General features: G+C 73.7%; 21 protein-coding genes. 8 read left to right on the plus strand and 13 right to left on the minus strand.

The features are described 5' to 3' along the window. Positions 1 to 443 precede the first annotated feature (443 nt). Both CP968_RS03500 and CP968_RS03505 read right to left on the minus strand, forming a co-directional pair. Complete coding sequence (locus tag CP968_RS03500) at positions 444 to 1,727, minus strand: preATP grasp domain-containing protein (protein WP_150516581.1); 1,284 nt, start codon at positions 1,725 to 1,727, stop codon at positions 444 to 446. A 194-nt stretch (positions 1,728 to 1,921) separates the two neighbouring features. Further along, a complete protein-coding gene (locus CP968_RS03505) occupies positions 1,922 to 2,149 on the minus strand; it encodes a hypothetical protein (protein WP_150516582.1) in 228 nt (75 codons plus the stop codon). A 158-nt stretch (positions 2,150 to 2,307) separates the two neighbouring features. Here CP968_RS03505 and CP968_RS34615 point away from each other — a divergent pair, with 158 nt between their 5' ends. Next, positions 2,308 to 2,691, plus strand: coding sequence for a helix-turn-helix transcriptional regulator (locus tag CP968_RS34615; RefSeq protein ID WP_268253227.1), 384 nt, complete (start codon positions 2,308 to 2,310; stop codon positions 2,689 to 2,691). Positions 2,692 to 3,037: 346 nt separating this feature from the next. Here CP968_RS34615 and CP968_RS03520 read toward each other — a convergent pair whose 3' ends face one another. The 3 genes from CP968_RS03520 to CP968_RS03530 form a co-directional block, all read right to left on the minus strand. Next, positions 3,038 to 3,679, minus strand: coding sequence for a hypothetical protein (locus tag CP968_RS03520; protein WP_150516584.1), 642 nt, complete (start codon positions 3,677 to 3,679; stop codon positions 3,038 to 3,040). Positions 3,680 to 3,885: 206 nt separating this feature from the next. Further along, positions 3,886 to 4,143 carry a hypothetical protein gene (locus tag CP968_RS03525; RefSeq protein WP_150516585.1) on the minus strand — a complete coding sequence of 86 codons (258 nt, stop codon included), beginning with the start codon at positions 4,141 to 4,143 and terminating at the stop codon, positions 3,886 to 3,888. A 281-nt stretch (positions 4,144 to 4,424) separates the two neighbouring features. Beyond that, entirely contained in the window at positions 4,425 to 4,688 is a 264-nt protein-coding gene (locus CP968_RS03530) for a hypothetical protein (protein ID WP_150516586.1), read from the minus strand. 299 nt (positions 4,689 to 4,987) lie between these two features. On the opposite strand from CP968_RS03530, the gene CP968_RS03535 reads away from it, so the two are divergent. From CP968_RS03535 to CP968_RS03555, 5 genes are all read left to right on the plus strand, one after another. After that, complete coding sequence (locus CP968_RS03535) at positions 4,988 to 5,473, plus strand: DUF2975 domain-containing protein (protein WP_150516587.1); 486 nt, start codon at positions 4,988 to 4,990, stop codon at positions 5,471 to 5,473. Continuing rightward, a complete protein-coding gene (locus CP968_RS03540; protein ID WP_150516588.1) occupies positions 5,473 to 5,694 on the plus strand; it encodes a helix-turn-helix domain-containing protein in 222 nt (73 codons plus the stop codon). Before CP968_RS03535 ends, CP968_RS03540 begins: the two co-directional genes overlap by 1 nt. 82 nt (positions 5,695 to 5,776) lie before the next feature. Further along, positions 5,777 to 6,190 carry a TraR/DksA family transcriptional regulator gene (locus CP968_RS03545; RefSeq protein WP_150516589.1) on the plus strand — a complete coding sequence of 138 codons (414 nt, stop codon included), beginning with the start codon at positions 5,777 to 5,779 and terminating at the stop codon, positions 6,188 to 6,190. Between the two features lie 349 nt (positions 6,191 to 6,539). After that, positions 6,540 to 6,785 (plus strand): hypothetical protein, encoded by a 246-nt coding sequence (locus CP968_RS03550; protein WP_229885841.1) that lies wholly within the window; start codon positions 6,540 to 6,542, stop codon positions 6,783 to 6,785. A 194-nt stretch (positions 6,786 to 6,979) separates the two neighbouring features. After that, positions 6,980 to 8,020: a vWA domain-containing protein gene (locus CP968_RS03555; protein ID WP_150516590.1), complete on the plus strand. Its 1,041-nt coding sequence runs from the start codon at positions 6,980 to 6,982 to the stop codon at positions 8,018 to 8,020. Between the two features lie 46 nt (positions 8,021 to 8,066). Here CP968_RS03555 and zwf read toward each other — a convergent pair whose 3' ends face one another. Both zwf and CP968_RS03565 read right to left on the minus strand, forming a co-directional pair. Further along, the gene (zwf, locus tag CP968_RS03560; RefSeq protein ID WP_150516591.1) at positions 8,067 to 9,581 is read right to left on the minus strand and encodes a glucose-6-phosphate dehydrogenase; all 1,515 of its coding nucleotides are present in this window, start codon (positions 9,579 to 9,581) and stop codon (positions 8,067 to 8,069) included. Positions 9,582 to 9,971: 390 nt separating this feature from the next. Continuing rightward, entirely contained in the window at positions 9,972 to 10,268 is a 297-nt protein-coding gene (locus tag CP968_RS03565) for a hypothetical protein (RefSeq protein WP_229885842.1), read from the minus strand. Positions 10,269 to 10,581: 313 nt separating this feature from the next. Here CP968_RS03565 and CP968_RS03570 point away from each other — a divergent pair, with 313 nt between their 5' ends. Beyond that, entirely contained in the window at positions 10,582 to 10,896 is a 315-nt protein-coding gene (locus CP968_RS03570) for a hypothetical protein (protein WP_150516593.1), read from the plus strand. A gap of 336 nt (positions 10,897 to 11,232) precedes the next feature. Here the strand turns inward: CP968_RS03570 and CP968_RS03575 are convergent, their stop codons facing one another. The 6 genes from CP968_RS03575 to CP968_RS03600 form a co-directional block, all read right to left on the minus strand. Continuing rightward, positions 11,233 to 12,405 (minus strand): ALF repeat-containing protein, encoded by a 1,173-nt coding sequence (locus tag CP968_RS03575; protein ID WP_150516594.1) that lies wholly within the window; start codon positions 12,403 to 12,405, stop codon positions 11,233 to 11,235. Positions 12,406 to 12,504: 99 nt separating this feature from the next. Next, a complete protein-coding gene (locus CP968_RS03580) occupies positions 12,505 to 13,170 on the minus strand; it encodes a response regulator (RefSeq protein WP_150516595.1) in 666 nt (221 codons plus the stop codon). Beyond that, a complete protein-coding gene (locus CP968_RS03585; RefSeq protein ID WP_150516596.1) occupies positions 13,167 to 14,327 on the minus strand; it encodes a sensor histidine kinase in 1,161 nt (386 codons plus the stop codon). The genes CP968_RS03580 and CP968_RS03585 overlap by 4 nt, the downstream gene beginning before the upstream one ends. Positions 14,328 to 14,347: 20 nt before the next feature. Further along, a complete protein-coding gene (locus CP968_RS03590) occupies positions 14,348 to 14,887 on the minus strand; it encodes a hypothetical protein (protein ID WP_150516597.1) in 540 nt (179 codons plus the stop codon). Between the two features lie 150 nt (positions 14,888 to 15,037). After that, positions 15,038 to 15,988: a sensor histidine kinase gene (locus tag CP968_RS03595; RefSeq protein ID WP_150516598.1), complete on the minus strand. Its 951-nt coding sequence runs from the start codon at positions 15,986 to 15,988 to the stop codon at positions 15,038 to 15,040. Next, positions 15,985 to 16,791, minus strand: a complete 807-nt coding sequence (locus CP968_RS03600; protein WP_150516599.1) for an MEDS domain-containing protein — start codon at positions 16,789 to 16,791, stop codon at positions 15,985 to 15,987. Before CP968_RS03600 ends, CP968_RS03595 begins: the two co-directional genes overlap by 4 nt. 269 nt (positions 16,792 to 17,060) lie before the next feature. On the opposite strand from CP968_RS03600, the gene CP968_RS03605 reads away from it, so the two are divergent. Further along, entirely contained in the window at positions 17,061 to 17,288 is a 228-nt protein-coding gene (locus CP968_RS03605) for a hypothetical protein (RefSeq protein WP_150516600.1), read from the plus strand. Positions 17,289 to 17,353 lie beyond the last annotated feature (65 nt).

Here is a 17,353-nt window from a genome sequence, read left to right on the forward strand (position 1 = left end):
CGGGCCGCCCCGGCGAACAGGCGGCCGCCGCGCCCCTCGGGCGCGGGCGGGCTACATCCAGATGGTGGAGGTGGCCACCACGCGCGCCAGGTCGGGCCGTGCGGGATCGCCGTAGCGGACCTCGGACCTCGGGTGGGAGCGGATGAACCGGGCGTCGGCTATGACCACGTGGCGGGGGTCCTTGACCGGGGGCACAAGAGCCGGCTCGCCCCGCGCCCTCCCCACCCCGCGACCGACCCGCGGCCGGAGCCCGCGGCGCACGAGACCCGTCCACGCGGCCACCGCGGGCCGCCGGGGCGCGACCGGTCCGCGGACGGGCACGGCGGGGCACGGGGCGCCGTGCGCCCTGGCCGACACACCACGGATGCCCGCCCCGTGATGCCGTGCACACGGGCCGGAACGGGGTCACGGCCACCAGGCCGCCGCGTGCACCCCGCGGGCCGTCAGCGGCCTTCGAAGGCGAAGGCGACGCCCAGCGCCGCCTCCCGTTGCGCCAGGTCCTCGGCGGTGCCGGCCGTCACCGCGTACCGCCAGGAGCGGCCGTCGGGCGGGGTGTCCGCGTAGAGGATGACGCCCTCGCCGAGGGCGGGATCGAAGGCGAGGCGGTGTTCCCGCAGCCGGTGGAGGGCCTCGTCGAAGCCGAAGGGACTGCGCGACCAGCCCTTGGCCACCGACCAGGCCGGAGCCGGACCGGGCCGCCCCGCCGTCAGCCGCGCGACCATGGCGTGCGGCGTGGTGGTGGCCGTCCGGCGGATGTTGCTCTCGCTCGCGTACGGCACCCCCTCGGCGTCCACCAGCGCGTCGAGCCCGTACGGCCCGGCGTAGCCGTGGTCGGCCAGGTGGCGGCCCAGGGCCGTGCCCCACTGCTCCAGTTCGCCCGCCACGTGCGCGCAGGAGGCGGGCAGCGGGGAGGCGTATCCCGTGAAGGAGCCCCCGACGGTGCGCATCGCCCCGCTGAACAGGGCCCGCGTCCCCCCGGACGCGGTGGTCTCCAACTGGATGCTGACGGACTCGGCCACGTCGAGACACTCCTCCACCACCCAGGTCCCGTCGGGGCCGCCGACCGTGTCGAGGACCAGGGACCGGCCGTCCTCCAGGTCGTCGCGGGACAGGAAGCGCATGCCGTGGCCCCCTGCCGAGCGGTCCGGCTTGACCACGACCCGCTCGACGTCCCGCAGGAGGTCGCGGACCACCCCCTCCGTGCCGGAGCGTCGGCACACCCGCCCGAACGGCAGCCGCATGCCCAGCCGTTCGGCCGTCGCACGGAAGCCGGCCTTGGTGTTCAGCAGCATGGTCGTCTCCAGCGCGTCCGCCGCGGCCTCGACCGTCGGGTACGGGTGGACGGCGAGGCCGAGGTCCCGGGCGAAGGCGATCGCCGACGCGTCCAGCGCCGTCGGCAGCAGTGCCGCACCCCGGTCACCGGCGAGAGCCCGGACGCGCTCCGTCAGCCCGGCCTCGCGCACCGCCCGCGCCAGGGGGACGGCGCCGGCCGGCGGGACGGTGACGACCGCGACCGTCTCCGGGGGCACCCCGGTCAGGTCGTACACGTACCGCAGGAACTCCGGACTCAGGGGCACGGGCGTGACCAGCACGTCCCCGGGCCGCAGCAGCCAGGCCTTGCGCGGGGCCTGCTCGGCCCACCGCGTGAGCACCTGCCCCTCGTCGAGGTCCACCGCCAGGTCCGAGAGGAAGTTGGCGAAGACGACGAACGGGCCCGTTTCACTCACCGCTGCTCCTCTGGTCGCTGCCGCGCCGCCGTCGCGCCCCCGGCGGCACACGCTCGGTGAACGGGGGCGGGTATCGGCGGGAACGGTCGCTCCAGGTTAGCTCCGCGGGCAGCGGAGCCGGTGCGCACGCGGCCGACCCGGCCGGCCGAGGTGGTACGGAGCGCCGTACCGTCCGCGGACGCGGGTGCGGGCGCTCAGTGGCGGCAGGCGGCCACGACGGCGAGCAGGACGAGCGCGACGGCCGCCAGTCCCAGGCATCCGTGCCCCGCGCCCGCACCCCTCCTGCGCGTCTCGACCTGGCCACCGGGCGGAGTACCGGGGTGCCTGCGGGCGTAGTGCTCGATCTGCCGCCGCAGCCCCTCGGGCTCCCCGAGCCAGGGCGTCTTGAAGCTGCACTCGCCGCACCAGTAGCGGTTGGCCACGTCGACTCCTCGCCTGCCGTCGGTGCGCACACCCGGGCACCGACCCCGACGGTGACCTTTGTCATGTTGGCTGTACAGGCCAGGGAACCGGCCATCCGTGACCGGTGGCCGCGGGTAGGCTCACCGCCGTTCGTACTGGTGGGGAGGGGAGACGCCCGGTGACAGACGACCTCGGCACGTTGTTACGCGCGCTGCGCGACGGTGCGGATCTGACGCAGGAACAGGTGGCCGAACGGTCCGGGGTGAGCGTGCGCACCATCCGCCGGCTGGAGAGCGGCCGGTCCACGAACCACCGGATGGGCACGGTGAGCCTGCTCGCGGACGCACTGGACCTCGGAGCGGAGGACCGCCGCCGGCTGGCGGACACCCTCGCCGGACGCGGTCCTCGCGGAGGTGCGCGCACGGGACACTCCGGCGGGCGCGGCCCTCGCCACGGTGCTGACCACCCCGCTCATCGTGATCCTCGCCCGCACCCTGTACAGCGAGACGCCCGGCCGGGATCCCGCCGAACTCCTCGACACCGGCCGGTTCCGCCTCGGTGACGACCAACGCGTACCTCGCGACCAACCCGCCGCTGCAACAACTGAGCACCCTGCTGGACGCGGCCCTGTGCGAGGACCGCCGCTAGGCCGTCTCTTTCGGATCTTGCCGGGCCGGCGACGCCCCGCGGACGGCGGGCCACCACGACGGGCCCCGGTCGGGGCCCGTGGGATGCGGTGCGATCGGGTGCCCTGCCTGACGCGGTCGGGCCGGATCTCGTACGGTCGACCCTCGACCCGGCCTCGGCCGCCGCCCACCCGGGCGGCGGTGTCCACGGCGCACCGGGCGCGAACGCCGCGCGGGCCGGGCGGCGGTGCCGCCCACCGGCTGACGGCCGTGAGGGGCCGTCTACGCCATCTGGTCCGCGAGCGAGGTGGCGAGGGCGGTGAGTTGGTCACGGTCCAGCGAGGAGCGGCCCGGGTCTCCCGCCCCGACCACCATGACCGCGTCGCCCTCACCGTCGAGTCGCAGCCGGACGGCGGCCACGTTGCCGCTGCCGGTGACGACGGGCTCGCCGACCTCGGCACCGGCCATCCGGTCGACGTAGGCGATCAGGTCCTGCGTCGAGGATGCGGACAGGTGCGCGACGAGCGCGGCGAGCGGTGCCACGGCCTGCGGATCGCGGGTCGCCGCGGTGTGCACGACCACCTCCTCCCGGCCTATGTGGAAGACGCAGCTCACCAGGGCGCCGGGGTTCTGTGCCAGGGGCGTGTCCGGTGCGGCCCGCTTGCCCCCCTCGCTGGTGGCGACCGCCGCCCCGGGCGCCTTCACGGACCCCGGCGCGGCCGCGCCGGGAGCGCCCGCCGCCTTCGCCGCCTCGGCCATGTCGTAGGCGAGCGGGCAACTGGCCTGGCCTTCGCGGGGCACGGCGTCCGCGGTCCTGGTCAGCCCGGCCAGGCTCAGTGCCGGTGCGCCGCCGCCCTGGCAGCCGGCCAGCAGGGCCGTCACCGCGGCGACGCCGACCAGCGATCCGTACCGACGCTGTCTCATGTGCCCTCGTTAGCTCTCGTGTCCACGGCTGCCGCCGACGGGGCGGGTGGCGAACGGGCACACAACTCCCGGACCCCGTCATCCTGTTCGCGGCGTCCGTCCCCCGGTCGGCACTGCTCCCGATCCTAGCGGCGGGTGTCCGCCCGCTCTTACCCGCCGCCGAGAACGCGCACTGCGCGGCCTCGGGATCGGCGGGAGGACCGGCGTCAGTCGTCGGCCGGGTCGGGCAGCCGACGGAGTTCGAGCAGGGCCACCGCGATCTTCACCGCGGTCGAGATCGTCAGGGCCTGGAGGAAGGGCATGCCCATCAGCCACAGGGCCACCATCATGACCGTGAGCACCAGGAACGCCGGGAGCAGGTTCGTCCGCCGGATCGCGGTCCGCAGCCGCCCGGCCCTGCTCCGGCGCCGGTCCACCGCTTCGATCAGGCCCACCGCCGCGCCGTCGTCATCGCCCTGCTGCATCGGCTGCCGCCCTTCGCTCGCGTCCGCCACCGTCCCGCGTCTCAGGCGACGAGCCTCGGGCGCGGCAGGTCGGGCTGCCACCGCTGCCCCGGCCCCCGCCGCCGTCCGGGGTACGGATTCACCTCACCGGTCCAGGTGGAGGACGTCCCGGAGGAACCCGTCGGGCCGGTCCGGCGCCGTTCGGCGCCCCCGTACGGCGGGACGGCCGGGGCACGAGCGGTGGCCGCGCCGGGCCCGGCACACGGCGACGCGATCGACGCGGCGCACGGCGGAGGGGCGGTTCAGGGCGTGTCGCCGTCCCAGCGGAAGAGCGCGTCGGGGTCAGTCTCGCACGGGCTGTAGAGCGCCCGGCCGCCGGGCCCGTAGAGGCCCCGGTCGGTGATCAGCAGCACGCCCTCCGCCCGCTCCTCCGCCGACAGGCTGGTGACGTCGAGGAGCTGGCCGTCGAGGGGGCCGCCCGTCAGCATCACGTACGCCCGCCCCGGGGCCGGCCGGACCAGGTGGCCCTCGTCTCCGCAGTACACCCGTGCGTCCGTCGTACTCATCAGCCCGCCCTCTCGCCGTCCCGGAACGTCCAGGAGCGGGTGAACCGCTTCTCCCGTCCCCGCGCGCACGACGCCGGGGGGATCGCGGCCCCGCTTCGAGGGACATTTTCCCTCACTTGTTGCGACGTCGGGACATCAACGGCCATGACCGGCGGCGGGACCGGCGCGTCGCGGGCATCGGGCGACCGTGACGCCGGATGCCGACGTCGCGGACGGGCGTCCCGCGCTCCGTCCGGCCCCTTGCTCGACCTATCGATACTCGATAGATTCTCATCGTTATTCGATGGAGGGATGGGGTCATGGGGAAACTGGCGGTGCGTGCGCTGCGCGCTGTGCTCGTGGTGGTGCTCGCCGGCACCGTGTGCGTACAGGCCTTGATGGTGTGGGCGTTGGCCGCCGACCCGGAGGACGGGTCGCTCCCGCTGACGCCGCTGCGGGTGGTCACGATCCTGGGGCTGGTGGCGGTGCAGGTCGCCGTGGTCTGTGTCGGGCGGCTGGTGGGGATGGTCCGACGCGGGACGGTGTTCTCCCACGCCGCCTTCCGGTACGTGGACGGCGTGATCGGCTCGATCGTGGCGGCTGCCCTCGTGTGGTTCGCGGTGACGGCCCTCAACGCGCCGGGCCAGCGGGACGACCCGGGGGTCACCGTGATCATGGGTGGGGTGGGGGTGGCCATCCTCGGGGTCGCGCTCATCGTGCTGCTGCTGCGGATGCTGCTCATCCAGGCCGTCGCGCGCGACGTCGAAGCGGCGCGGATGCGGGCCGAGCTGGACGAGGTGATCTGATGCCGATCGCCGTCGACATCGACGTGATGCTGGCCAGGCGCAAGATGTCCGTGGGCGAGCTCGCGGACCGGGTGGGGATCACCCCGGCCAACCTGGCGGTGCTCAAGAACGGCCGGGCCAAGGCGGTGCGCTTCGCGACGCTCGCCGCGCTCTGCGAGGTGCTCGACTGCCAGCCGGGCGACCTGCTGCGCTGGGAGCCCGAGGACGCCGCGGGCGGATGACCTGCCCGGCGGCGGGCGGGACGGCGCGGGCCCGACGCGCGGCCGGGGGAATCCGCGACCGCGGTCCGGCGTTCTCGCACGTATGGATGACGCGTCCGGGCACGGTCATGACGCGCGCGGCCCGTCGGGCGGCGCGGGCGCCCGCGCACGCCTCGCGGCCGACCGCGCCGACACCCTCGCGCGGACGGCCGCCCTGGGCCGCGACTTCGACGGGATCGTCGCGGCGAACGCCTTGGTCGCCGTCGACGACGAGCACGACCCCGAGGGGGCCAGCACGGCCTTCGAGCGGGCCCACGTGGCCGCGCTGATGGCGCGGGCCCGCGAGCACCTGGAGGAGCTGGACCGGGCGCTGGAGCGGCTCGAACGGGGCGCGTACGGGCAGTGCGAAGGCTGCGGCGGGACGATTGCGCCCGAGCGGCTGGAGATCCGTCCGGCGGCGACCACCTGCGTACGCTGCGCCGGATCGGGCCGCCGCCGCCCGCGGCGGCCCGCCTGACGCCGGTCAGTGCGCGGCGAGCAGCGCCCCCTCCCATCGGTGCGGGAGCGTGCGACGGCGCGGGCGGACCGCCCCACCCCGCCCACGGCCCGGCCCGGTGTGCGGGCAGCGCTCCTCTTACGGCGCATACCCGCAATGCCCGCGTCGACGTGTGCCGCGGCCTGCCCATCGCGTACGGTCCGCCGGCGGGCGCGGCGGAGGGGACGCACGCGTCCGCCGTCGGGGGGTCCGGCCGTCGGGCTGTCCGGCACTGGAGTGAATCATCGTTTCTCTCCGCCCTCCCGTGACGTTGAGCGACCGACGCCGGCCGTTCCCGGCCCGTCATCCGAACGTCTTCAGGAGTAGACCCATGCGTATGCGCTCCGCGCTCACCGCTTCCGTCCTGGCCGCCGGCATCCTGCTGAGCGGGGCCGGCGCCGCGCTCGCCGACGGCGGAGTCGACCTCGGCCGCTTCTCCGGCGGCCACGCCGGCTTCGCGTCCACCTGTTCGTCCGCCGCCGCCGTCCCGGCCGCGTTCGGCCCGGCCTACACCTCGACCTGCTCGAAGGAGCGCGAGAAGGAGTGGGCGGACTTCGCCCACCTCGGCGCCCGCTGATCCCGGACGCGGCGCCGGACCGGCCGACGGTCACGACTCCGGTCCGGCGCCGCCCTCCTGCTCCTCCCCCACCTCCCCCGGTGCCCCCTCCCACCGCTGACCGCCCGGCCTCCGGCGACTCCGATCTTCATGATCCATTGTCAGTGGCGGGTGACAGGATCGGTACATCGATTCGGAAAGCAGGGGGAGCGCTCATGTCCGGAAGTCAGAATTACATCAACCACGTTGCTCTCGTGTTGGACGCCAGCTCGTCCATGTCGCACCTGAGCGGCAAGGTCGTCGAAGTCGCCGACCAGCAGATCGCCTATCTGGCCCGCCGGTCGCAGGAGCTCGACCAGGAAACCCGCGTCACCGTGTACGTGTTCTCGAACAAGGTGGAGTGCGTCATCTACGACAAGGACGTGCTGCGCATGCCGTCCCTGGGGCACCTGTACCGGACCGGTGGAATGACGGCCCTGCTGGCGGCCACCCTGAAGTCACAGCAGGAGCTGGCGCAGACGGCCCAGCTGTACGGCGACCACAGCTTCCTCACGTTCGTGCTGACCGACGGACAGGAGAACGCGAGTCACCGGTCCCCGGACGCCCCTGCCCGGACCCAGCGCGACCTGGTGCGGGCCGTGGCCACGATGATCGAGACGCAGGCCGACAACTGGACCCTGGCCGTCCTGGTGCCGGACCAGATGGGCAAGCGCGAGGCCATGCAGTGCGGCTTCCCGAAGGACAACATCGCCGTCTGGGACGCCACGAGCACGCAGGGCCTGGAGGAAGCCGGCCAGGTCATCCTGAAGGCCACCGAGAACTTCATGGTGGGCCGCAGCAAGGGAATCCGCGGATCGCGCGCGGTGTTCTCCACCGGCGGGGAGGCGGTCAACATGAAATCCATCGCGGCGGCCGGTCTCACCCCGATCGATCCTTCGACGTACCAACTCGTTCCCGTGGCCCGCGAATCCGGCATCCGGGAATGGGTCGTCGAAAGCGGGCACGATTACCGCACGGGTTGCGCCTTCTACCAGTTGAGCAAGTCGGAGAAGATCCAGGCGCAGAAGCAGATAGCGGTTCTGGAGAAGAAGACGGACCAGGTCTACACGGGACCGGCGGCCCGCGCCCTGCTCGGCCTGCCGGCGACGGAGGCCCGCGTCAAGCCGGACCACAACGACGAGTTCACCATCTTCGTGCAGAGCACCAGCGTGAACCGGAAGCTGGTTCCGCACACGCGGCTCCTGCTGATGGTCTGAGGACCTGCCGGGCGCCGTCGAGGGCCGACCCGAGCGCGGCGTGTGCCTACGGGGTCGCGTCGCGCCGGTCGGGCAGGTGCCAGCGGTACGGGGCGACGAGGCCGTCGATACCGTCCGGTCCCCAGCTCCCGGGTGCGTACGGTCGCACCGCCGGGGGCGCGTCGAGCAGCGGGGCCGCCACCTCCCAGAGCCGTTCGACTCCGTCGGACCGCGTGAACAGGGACTGGTTGCCGCGCATGGCCTCCAGGAGGAGGTGCTCGTACCCCTCCAGGAAGTTCTGCGCGGAGAAGGCGGTGCGGTAGTTGAAGAGCATGTCGCCGTCGGCCAGCCGCATCGACGGCCCCGGTTCCTTGACCAGGAAGCGGGCGGTGATGGAGCCGGGATCGTCGAAGTCGATGACGAGTTCGTTGCTCCGGCCCTCCGCTGCGGCCCGGGTTTCGAGCGGGAACATCCGCAGCACCGGCTCGCGCAGGCCGAGCGTGACCATGTGCCGTCCCTCGGCCAGCGCCTTCCCCGTCCGCAGCTGGAACGGCACCCCCGACCAGCGCCAGTTGTCGATCGCGACCCGGAGCGCCACGAACGTCTCCGTGTCCGACGCCGGGTCCACGCCCTGCTCGTCGCGGTAGCCGCCGTACTGGCCGCGGACGACGTGCGCGGGGTCCAGCGCGCGCATGCTGTGGAAGACCTTGACCTGCTCGTCGCGCAGCGGCCCCGCCTCCAGGGCGACCGGCGGTTCCATGGCGATGAACCCGAGCAGCTGGAACAGGTGGGTGACGACCATGTCGCGGAAGGTTCCGGTGCCCTCGAAGAAGCGGGCGCGGCCCTGGATGTCGATGTGTTCGGGCACGTCGATCTGTACGTGGCTGATGTGGTCGCGGTTCCAGAGCGGCTCGAAGAGCCCGTTGGCGAAGCGGAGCGCCAGGACGTTGTCGACGGCTTCCTTGCCGAGGAAGTGGTCGATCCGGAACACCCGTGCCTCGTCGAAGACGGCGTGGATGGCGGCGTTGAGCGCGCGGGCGGACGCGAGGTCGGTACCGAAGGGCTTCTCGACGATGACCTTGCCGTCCGCGGCGAGGCCCGTGGCCCCGAGCAGGTCGATCACGGAGGTGAACGCGACGGGGGGCACGGCGAGGTGGAACAACCGGCGCGGCGTGCCGCCGAGGGCGGTCTCGGCCTCGCGCACCGCTGCCATCAGGGGTTCCGCCGCCCCCGTGTCGGCCGCGCCGAAGGACAGACCGGCCGCGAACGCCTCCCAGGCCGGGCCCTCGGGCCGCGAGCGCCCGAATTCCGCCACGGCCTGCTGGGCGTGGGTCCGGAATTCCTGGTCGGTGAGGGCCTCCGCCGCCGGCGCGGAGCCGACGATGCGGTAGCGCCGCGGCATCAGCCCGGCGCGCGCCAGGTGGAACAGCCCGGGCAGCAGCTTGCGCCGGGCCAGGTCGCCCGTGGCGCCGAACAGCACGACGACGTGGTCGGCCGGGACGTCGGAAGGCCGGGCGGGCTCGGAAGACCGGGCGGGCCCGGGAGACCGGTCAGGCTCGGGAGACTGGGCGGGCTGGACCATCGGGCATCCTCATTCGTCCGCGCCTGAGCGCTGCACCGGCACGGCCCGGGCCCCGTGCCGTCTCCGCCACCATGACGTCGGCCGTGCGTCCTCAGGCCCCACTCTGCGCGCCCCCGGCCGATCCGGCACCCCGGGCCCGTCCGAACCGGTCGCACGCGTCGGCCGGGCGCGGTGATCCCGGCATGCCGTGGCGGCCGGCCACCGCCGTTCGCGTCGAAGGCCGCCGCGTCCACGACACCGCCTCGCCCGCCTCCGCCGACGGGCGGAGGCGGGCCGGAGCGGCGCTCCGCACCCTGGCCGGCCGCTGGTGGAGCGGGCAGGGCCGGGTGGACGGCCGGGCGTCAGCCGGGGCCCGTCGTGTCACTCCGTGGGGCGGGGGGTGAGCCCGTCTCAGTTGCCGATGCCGGAGCTGCCGACGCCGGAGTTGCCGATGCCGTGGCTGCCGATACCCGTGTTCCCGAGGCCCGCGTTGCCCAGGCCCCAGTTGGCGATGCCGGCATTGCCCACGCCGGCGTTGAAGGCGCCCGCGTTGCCCACCCCGCCGTTGAAGGCCCCCGAATTGCCCACGCCGCCGTTGCCGACGCCCGAGCTGCCCACGCCGCCGTGCCCCGTCCCCAGGCCGTCGGCGCTGGCCGCGCCGGCGCCGCAGAGGGCCAGTACTGCCGCAGCGCCGCATGCGGTCGTCACCCGGAGAAGTGTTGTTCGCATAGCCACATACCTCCTGTTTCGGGAATCTTTGCCCGCTATCTCTAACACGCCACCCTCGGAGATATAGGCATATATGCCTCCTATTGCCGTGTCGCTCCGTTATCCCGCCGAACCCGGGGCGAACCAGCTGTCCGCGGCCCGCACGGCCCACCGGGTTCGTGGGCCGCGTCGTCGGAGGTCGTGGACGACGCCGCGAATGCGCGGGCGAACCGGCGTGCCGTGGAGGAGGGAACGTCGTTGACCAGGCTGGGCATATCGGGCCCTCGTTCTCCGCTCAAGAAAGGGACTCACGATGCGTGCTGTCCGCCCCGCCGCCGTCGCTCTCCTCGGCCTCGCCGTCACCCTGACCGCCCTCACCGGCGCGGCCCACGCCTCGCAGGGCCCGTTCGGCTGGACCGGTGCCCAGGACAAGCCGTTCTTCGTCGAGGACATCCCCGACGGGAAGTGCTTCACGATGAGCGAGGAGTCGCGCGGGGCCCACAACGGGACCAAGACCCCCGTGACGGTCTTCGCCGGTAAGGACTGCAAGGGCAAGGCCCTGCGCCTGGCCCCCGGCCAGAAGGCACCGCGCAACGCCACCTTCTCCAGCCTCCGCTTCGGGAACTGATCCCGGACACCCGGACACCCCGGTGTGGGGGGGGCGGCGGCGGCCGGCTGCCGCCCCGACCGTGCCGGGCCGTTCCCGGCCTCGAACCGAGGCCTACGCGGGTGGGGTTCCCGGCACGCGCCGGTGCGGGAGCGCGAGCGCGTGCACGGGCCCTGTGGTCACGGCACCGACCACGCGGGTGCGCAGGTACGTGACCGGATCCTGCGCGAGCTGCACGTCTTCACCTGCCCGATCGACCCCGGACCCCCGCCACGGTGGCCGCCGGTCTCCCGAGACGTGCGGGGGCGACGGACTCGCCGGAGGCCCGTACGGGGCCTCCGGCGAGGTGCGGCCGGGTCAGCGCGTGGAGGCGGCGCGGCGCATGCGGGCGGCGAGCAGGAGGCCCGCGCCGGCGACGAGTGCGGTGCCCGCCCCGCCGGCGATCAACCCGGCGTCGCCCGCGCCGGTGGTGGCGAGGGGGGAACCGCTCCCGCCCTGGGGGGTGGCGGTGTTGGTGCCGGAGCCCGAGCCGGTGGCGGGGTTGGCTCCCGTGCCGGAGCCGGTGCCGGAACCGGAGTTGTCCTGGTCCTGCTGGTCCTTGCCCTTGTCCTTGTCCTTGTCGTTCTCCTGCTGGGTCTTCTGGTCCTTGGCGCGCGCCTCGTGCTGTCCGGTCTTCAGGAACTCGCTGCGGTCGGCGGCGGTGCCTGCCAGCGCGGCGCGGCCGGCCTTGACCAGTTCCGGCCCCCCGCCGTCGATGATCTTCGTGATCGAGACACGGTTGTCCTGGTCGCGCAGCTCGTACTGGGTGACCTGGAGGAAGTGGCGCAGCTCGGCCGGGGTCGGGGAACCGCCGAGGAGTCTGCCGATCGCCTCGCTCAGGATGGGGCCGTCCCAGCCCTCGTCGATGCGGGAGAGCTCGACCCGGTCGTCGGAGGCCTGGGCGAGGTACTGTCCGGTCGCCAGGAAGACGACGCGGTCGGCGGGGGTGCCCTTGAGGGCCGCCTTGCCCGCTTCCCTCACTCGCGGGCCGCCCGCGCCGATCAGCCGGGCGATGTCGACCCTGTTGTCGTCGTCGCGCAGCTCGTGCTGGGTGACCTCGTAGAAGTGGCGCAGCTGCTCCAGGTTCCCCTTGTCGTGCCCGAGGACCTGGTTGATGCCTTCCTTGAGTCCGGGGCCGGCACCGTGCAGGAGACGGGAGATCAGCACCCGGTAGTCGTCGAGCCTGATCCTGTGCTGGTCGGTCTCGATGAACTTGCGCATGGCCGCGGGGCCGTCGGCGATGGCCTTGTGGCCGGCTTCCTTCATGTACGCGCTGGCCGTCGGTTCGGCGATGATCGCGAGGATGGCCTTGCGGTCCTGCTCGGCCTGGTCCTCGTCCGGCCGGCCGTCCGCCGCCCGGTCGGGCGTGGTCGGAGCGGTCTGAGGAGTGGACGTGCCGGCCGCGTCGGCGGCGAAGGCCGGCGACGCGATGAGGACGGCCGGAGCCAGAGCGGCGGTGGTGACCGCTGCGGCGATACGGGACAACTTCACTGAAAAACCCCCTGGGAAATGTTCTTGCGGGGTACGAGACTCGTCAACCGCGCCAATGGTTGTACGGCACATCGAGCACGCCGATCCGGTCGCGGCCGGTCAGGCCAGCCCGGCGGCGAGGGCGCGGCGGATGGCGTCGACGCGGTCCCGGAAGTCGGCCTTGGCGAAGAGGTTGTTGATGTGGGTCTTGACGGTGGCCTCGCTGATGAAGAGCGTCTCGGCGATGGCGCGGTTCGGGAGGCCCCGGGCGATGAGGGTGAGGACCTCGCGTTCGCGGCGGGTGAGGTCCGCGGGGAGGGGCCGCTCCGGGGCGGGGCGGGGGGTCCGGGCGGCGGCGAGGAGCCGGGCCTGAACGTCGCGGTCGAGGACGGACTGCCCGGCCGCGGCCGCCCGGATGGCACGAGCGATGTCCTCGCGTCCCGCGTTCTTCGTCAGGTAGCCGCGGGCCCCCGCGTTGAGTGCGGCCAGGATGGAGTCGTCGTCGGCGAAGGTGGTCAGGACGACCACGGCCACCTGCGGATGCGACGCGCTCAGCCGGCGGGTCGCCTCGGTCCCGTCCATCACCGGCATCCTCAGGTCCATGAGGACGACGTCGACGGGGTGGGCGTCCGCGGCGGCCAGCGCCCCGGCCCCGTCCGCCGCCGTCGCGACGACGTCGATGTCGGGGGCCAGTGCGAGGACGGCGGCGAGCGGTTCGCGGACGGCCGCCTGGTCGTCGACCACGATCACCCTGACGGGTCCGGGGCCGGTCCCTGGCGTGCTCATCCCGGGATCACCGCCTCCACCCGCCAGCCGCCCCGGTCGGCGCCGGTGGCGACCGGCCCGGTGGTGACGGTGCCTTCCAGCAGGGCGACGCGTTCCCGCATGCCGATGAGTCCCATCCCGCTCCCCCAGCCCTCCGTCGCCCGCTCGGTGGCGGGCCCGTTGACGATCATCAGCGTGGTCGACCCGGCAGCGTACTCCAGCCGCGCGCCGACCTCGGCGCCCGGGGCGTGCCGGGCGGCGTTGGTCAGGGACTCCTGGGCGATCCGCAGCAGCCCCTGGGTCACCTGCGCCGGCAGCTCGCGCACGGTTCCGGTGACGGTGAGGGCATTGCGGTGGCCGGACGATTCGAGCATCGCCGCCAGGCTCTCCACCAGGGGCAGCGCGTCTTCGCGCAGGGCGTGGACGGTCCACTGGGCTTGCCGCAGGCTGTCCTTGACCAGGCCGTGCGCGGTGCCGGTGGCCTGCCGCACCTTGTCCAGGTCTCCGGTGTCGAGCAGCGCGTCGACCAGTTCCAGTTGCATGTTCACCCCGGCCAGCGCGTGGGCCAGGACGTCGTGGATGTCCCGGGCGATCCGGCCCCGCTCGGTCAGGACGGCGGTCCGGGCTTCGGCCCGGGCGGCGGCCTCGGAGGCCTCGGCCGCCGCGATCACGGCCCGGGTGGCCTGGTTGCGGCTGCGGCGGGCCATTCCGGCGAGGACCGGGGCGCCGACGGCGAATCCCACGATCAGGGACGCGGCGTCCCGCTCCGGCCCGCTCCCGAGGTAGAGCGCGCCCCCGCACAGGAGGCTGCAGGCCGCGGCGAGGGCCAGGGCCGGCCGGGTGTCGAGCCGGTACCCGGACCAGCCGGTGAGGAAGAAGGCGAAGAGGTAGGCCGTGCCGGCGTCGGCGACGCCCATCAGAGCGGCCGCCGCGAGGACGCCCGCCACCATCCAGCCGGCGGAGAACCGTCCGGGGAAGAGCAGCCGCACGGCCATCAGCGCGCAGTTCACCAGCAGGAGGAGGGCCACGGCCAGCCCCCGGCCGGTGGTGTCCAGGGGGCGGATGGTCACGACCCCGGCGACGATGACCCCGACCGTCAGCGCCCACTGCGTAGGGGTGGCCCGCCCGCCGGCCCGGCCGGCCGCGTCGGCGGGGCGGCCGGACCGCACTGCTGGCATGACGCGAACATACCGCACGGTCAACGCACCCGGTCGGCGGCCTTCGGCAGGACGGCCACCCCGGAGACGTCCGGGCCCGGCAGCGTCCGGCTCCGTACGAAGATCGTGGCCAGCCGCGTGACCACCTCGGTCAGGGCCATCAGCAGCAGCGCCGCCACCCAGGCCTGCGCACCGGTGATCCGGTGGTCCAGGCTGAACCGTGCCACGTCGTCCGCACCCCCGTGCTGCACCCACTGCTGGAAGCCGAGGCGGGCGCCCATCCCGATCACCCAGAGGGCCGCGGACACCAGGCCGGCCTTGATGAGGACCTGCCCGCCGGCGACGCGAATCCGGGTGAAGACCCCGCCCGCGACGCCGAGCACGGCGCCCACTGCCATGAGGGTCGCGATCAGCACGAGGTCGTTGCCGTCGGTGGGCACCGTGTCGAGGTACTCGTACCCCACGAAGGAGACGATGCCGAGGGGGATCAGGTACGACCTGGGTCCCAGGGGTCCTTCGCGGAGCTGGCGGAAGACGATCAGGATGAGGGCGAGATCGATGAGCCATTCGGTCGTTGTCATGCCCCACAGCCTGCTCTGACCAGGCACGACGCGCGTGGACCCGTGGGTGGAGAGACGGGTGGAGAAATCGGCGGGTCACCGGGCCGGATTCACCGGGCGAAGGAGGGCCACCACCGCCCGGGCGGCACGCGCACCACCCGCGCACCGTGCCTACCGCGGGACGTCCATGTGGAGGCGGATGGTGGTGCCCTGGTCGGGGGCGGAGCGGATCTCGACCAGGTCGCAGAGCTGGTGCGCGAGCCAGAGGCCGCGGCCGCCCAGTTGGTCGGGGGCGGGCCGGGTGCGGCCGGCCATGACGTCGGGGATGTAGCCGCCGTCCCGGAACTCGCAGAGGAACGTCGCGGCCTGGGTCCAGGTGCGCAGGGTCCCGTGGCCGCCGCCGTGGCGGATGCTGTTCGTCGCGATCTCGGTGACGGCGACGGCGAGCCTCGACAGCTGTTCCCGGGTGATGCCGGCGTCGGAGGCGCACTGGGACACCTTCGAGCGGATGGCGCTCAGGTCGCCGTCCGTGAAGCTGAGCTCCTGGTACGGGTCGCACGGGTCGGCGAGGGCCTCGAAGGGATAGGTGTCGGCGGTGAGGAAGCCGTCGTTGCGCTCCTGCTGTCCGTCCCGGCGGATCAGCGGGTGGCAGCGGGACAGGGAGCGCAGGGCGTCCTGGTCCTCGTCGGCCGCGTCGTAGGGGCACAGCATCGACCAGGCCGGGCTGCGCGCGAAGGCGCGGTTCAGGAGCCATTCGTGGTGGCGCAGTTCGGAGAGGTGGGCGGCGCTGCGCGCCTGGCGCCAGGCGGTCTCGCCGATACCCCGTACGGGCCTGTCCCCTTCGCCCCGCTCGGTCATCCAGGCCGTCCAGGCGGCGATGTGCCGGCCGGGGTTCGGGCCGGCGGTCGTCGTGTCGACGAAGGTGACGGCCGGCTCGTGGGCCAGGACGCCGCGCAGCAGCGAGGTCTTGTCCGAGGGGACGGCGACGACCACCGCCTCGTCCGCCTGCAGGGCCTCGTGGATGAAGCCGAGCGTCCCGGACAGGAACTGGGCGTCCCCTCGGTAGGGGTACAGCTCGTGGCGGAACCGGCCCGACGGCTCCGGGTGGAGGCCGGCGCTCATTCGGCCATCACCACCGGCACGTCGGGGCTCGCGTAGCCCGCGAGCTCCCAGCACAGGCGCACCGTCTCGTTGGCGCCCTCCACGACGATCCGGCGGTCGGGCAGGTGGCGGGCCGCGTCGACGAGCGCGTGCATCCCCGCGGCGTCGATCAGTTCGAGGGTGTCGAATCCGAGCCGCACCGTGACGGCGCGCCGTACCGCGGCGCGGAGCGCGGCGTTGAAGGCCACCGCGCACTCCGAGTCGACCACTCCGTCCACGCTCCACCTGTCGGCGCCCGTGCTGAAGATCCGGAAGGCCGGGCGCTCAGCCCGTGTGCCCATCTCGTGCGGATGCACGCACGCCGCCTGCTCCAGGGTGGACGCGTCCCACTGGGACGGCCGGAACGCGCACACCACGATCGCGCCGCTCTCCGAGGCGAACGCGTCGAGCTTCAGCTCCCGCGCCAGCAGCTCCTCGACGCCGCCGGGCGCGGTCACCGGCGTCCGCTCGGCGAGGACGCGTACCGAACGGAAGCCCTCGCGCACGGCGGTACGGGCTTCCCGGCGCACCGCGGCCAGCATGGCGTCCGGATCCATCAGGTCCGGAAGGTCGAGGATCACCGAGGGGGTGTGGCGGGCACTGCGGTGGATCCCCTCGGAGGCACCGGTGGATCCGATCACGACGACCTTGTCCCCGTAGAGCGCCCCGTCGGCCACGTAGGCCCGCGCGTCGGCGGAGAACGCGGCAGTAGGGTCCATCAGCCAGCAGACGTGGTCGCCCAGCTCGACGTCGTCCAAAGTCGCCAAAGCCCGCACTGCTCTCACCTCGCCCCCTTCCGAACGTCCTCCCGGCCCACGGGTACAGCACGATACCGGCGCCCGGCCGCCGGACGGCGACACCCCGGCGGGAGCCGGTCCGGCCGCGGGCGGGTCGTGTTCCGCCTCTGCCCCGTGCCCGCGGCGCCACGCACCCGCCGGCGCCGGGAACGGGCGACGGCCCGCGGTGGCAGGCCCGCCGGGGGCCTCGGCGGAGTACCGTGGAAAGGGCCGGGGACAGCGCGCCCCGGCGCACCGTCGAGGATCGGAAGCCCGGCGTGAACCATCCCGACACGGACCTCGACCCCGACCCGGTGGGCCTCATCGGCCGGGTCACCGTATCGATCCCGGCCGACGGGCCGGGCGAGGTGCTCGTGCCCCTGCGCGGCGGGAGCGAGGCCTTCGCGGCCTGGTCGGCGGCGCCCGTCGCGCTGCACACCCAGGTCGTGGTCACCGACCGCTCGTCGGCGCGGTCGGTGACGGTGGAGCCGCTGAACCCGCTGTGACACGACGTGGCACCCGTCGTAACACGTCGTGGTGCGTCTTCCCTTCCTGACACACCGTTCCGCCG

The sequence above is a fragment of the Streptomyces subrutilus genome, assembly GCF_008704535.1.
Lineage (GTDB): Bacteria > Actinomycetota > Actinomycetes > Streptomycetales > Streptomycetaceae > Streptomyces > Streptomyces subrutilus.

Coding starts and splice junctions, on each gene's coding strand:
- CP968_RS03530 (WP_150516586.1), bottom strand. CDS start 4,688: ATGAGTACGACGGACGCACGGGTGTACTGCGGAGACGAGGGCCACCTG.
- CP968_RS03535 (WP_150516587.1), top strand. CDS start 4,988: ATGGGGAAACTGGCGGTGCGTGCGCTGCGCGCTGTGCTCGTGGTGGTG.
- CP968_RS03580 (WP_150516595.1), bottom strand. CDS start 13,170: ATGAGCACGCCAGGGACCGGCCCCGGACCCGTCAGGGTGATCGTGGTC.
- CP968_RS03595 (WP_150516598.1), bottom strand. CDS start 15,988: ATGAGCGCCGGCCTCCACCCGGAGCCGTCGGGCCGGTTCCGCCACGAG.
- CP968_RS03550 (WP_229885841.1), top strand. CDS start 6,540: ATGCGTATGCGCTCCGCGCTCACCGCTTCCGTCCTGGCCGCCGGCATC.
- CP968_RS03545 (WP_150516589.1), top strand. CDS start 5,777: ATGGATGACGCGTCCGGGCACGGTCATGACGCGCGCGGCCCGTCGGGC.
- zwf (WP_150516591.1), bottom strand. CDS start 9,581: ATGGTCCAGCCCGCCCAGTCTCCCGAGCCTGACCGGTCTCCCGGGCCC.
- CP968_RS03555 (WP_150516590.1), top strand. CDS start 6,980: ATGTCCGGAAGTCAGAATTACATCAACCACGTTGCTCTCGTGTTGGAC.
- CP968_RS03525 (WP_150516585.1), bottom strand. CDS start 4,143: ATGCAGCAGGGCGATGACGACGGCGCGGCGGTGGGCCTGATCGAAGCG.
- CP968_RS03590 (WP_150516597.1), bottom strand. CDS start 14,887: ATGACAACGACCGAATGGCTCATCGATCTCGCCCTCATCCTGATCGTC.
- CP968_RS03540 (WP_150516588.1), top strand. CDS start 5,473: ATGCCGATCGCCGTCGACATCGACGTGATGCTGGCCAGGCGCAAGATG.
- CP968_RS03570 (WP_150516593.1), top strand. CDS start 10,582: ATGCGTGCTGTCCGCCCCGCCGCCGTCGCTCTCCTCGGCCTCGCCGTC.
- CP968_RS03585 (WP_150516596.1), bottom strand. CDS start 14,327: ATGCCAGCAGTGCGGTCCGGCCGCCCCGCCGACGCGGCCGGCCGGGCC.
- CP968_RS03520 (WP_150516584.1), bottom strand. CDS start 3,679: ATGAGACAGCGTCGGTACGGATCGCTGGTCGGCGTCGCCGCGGTGACG.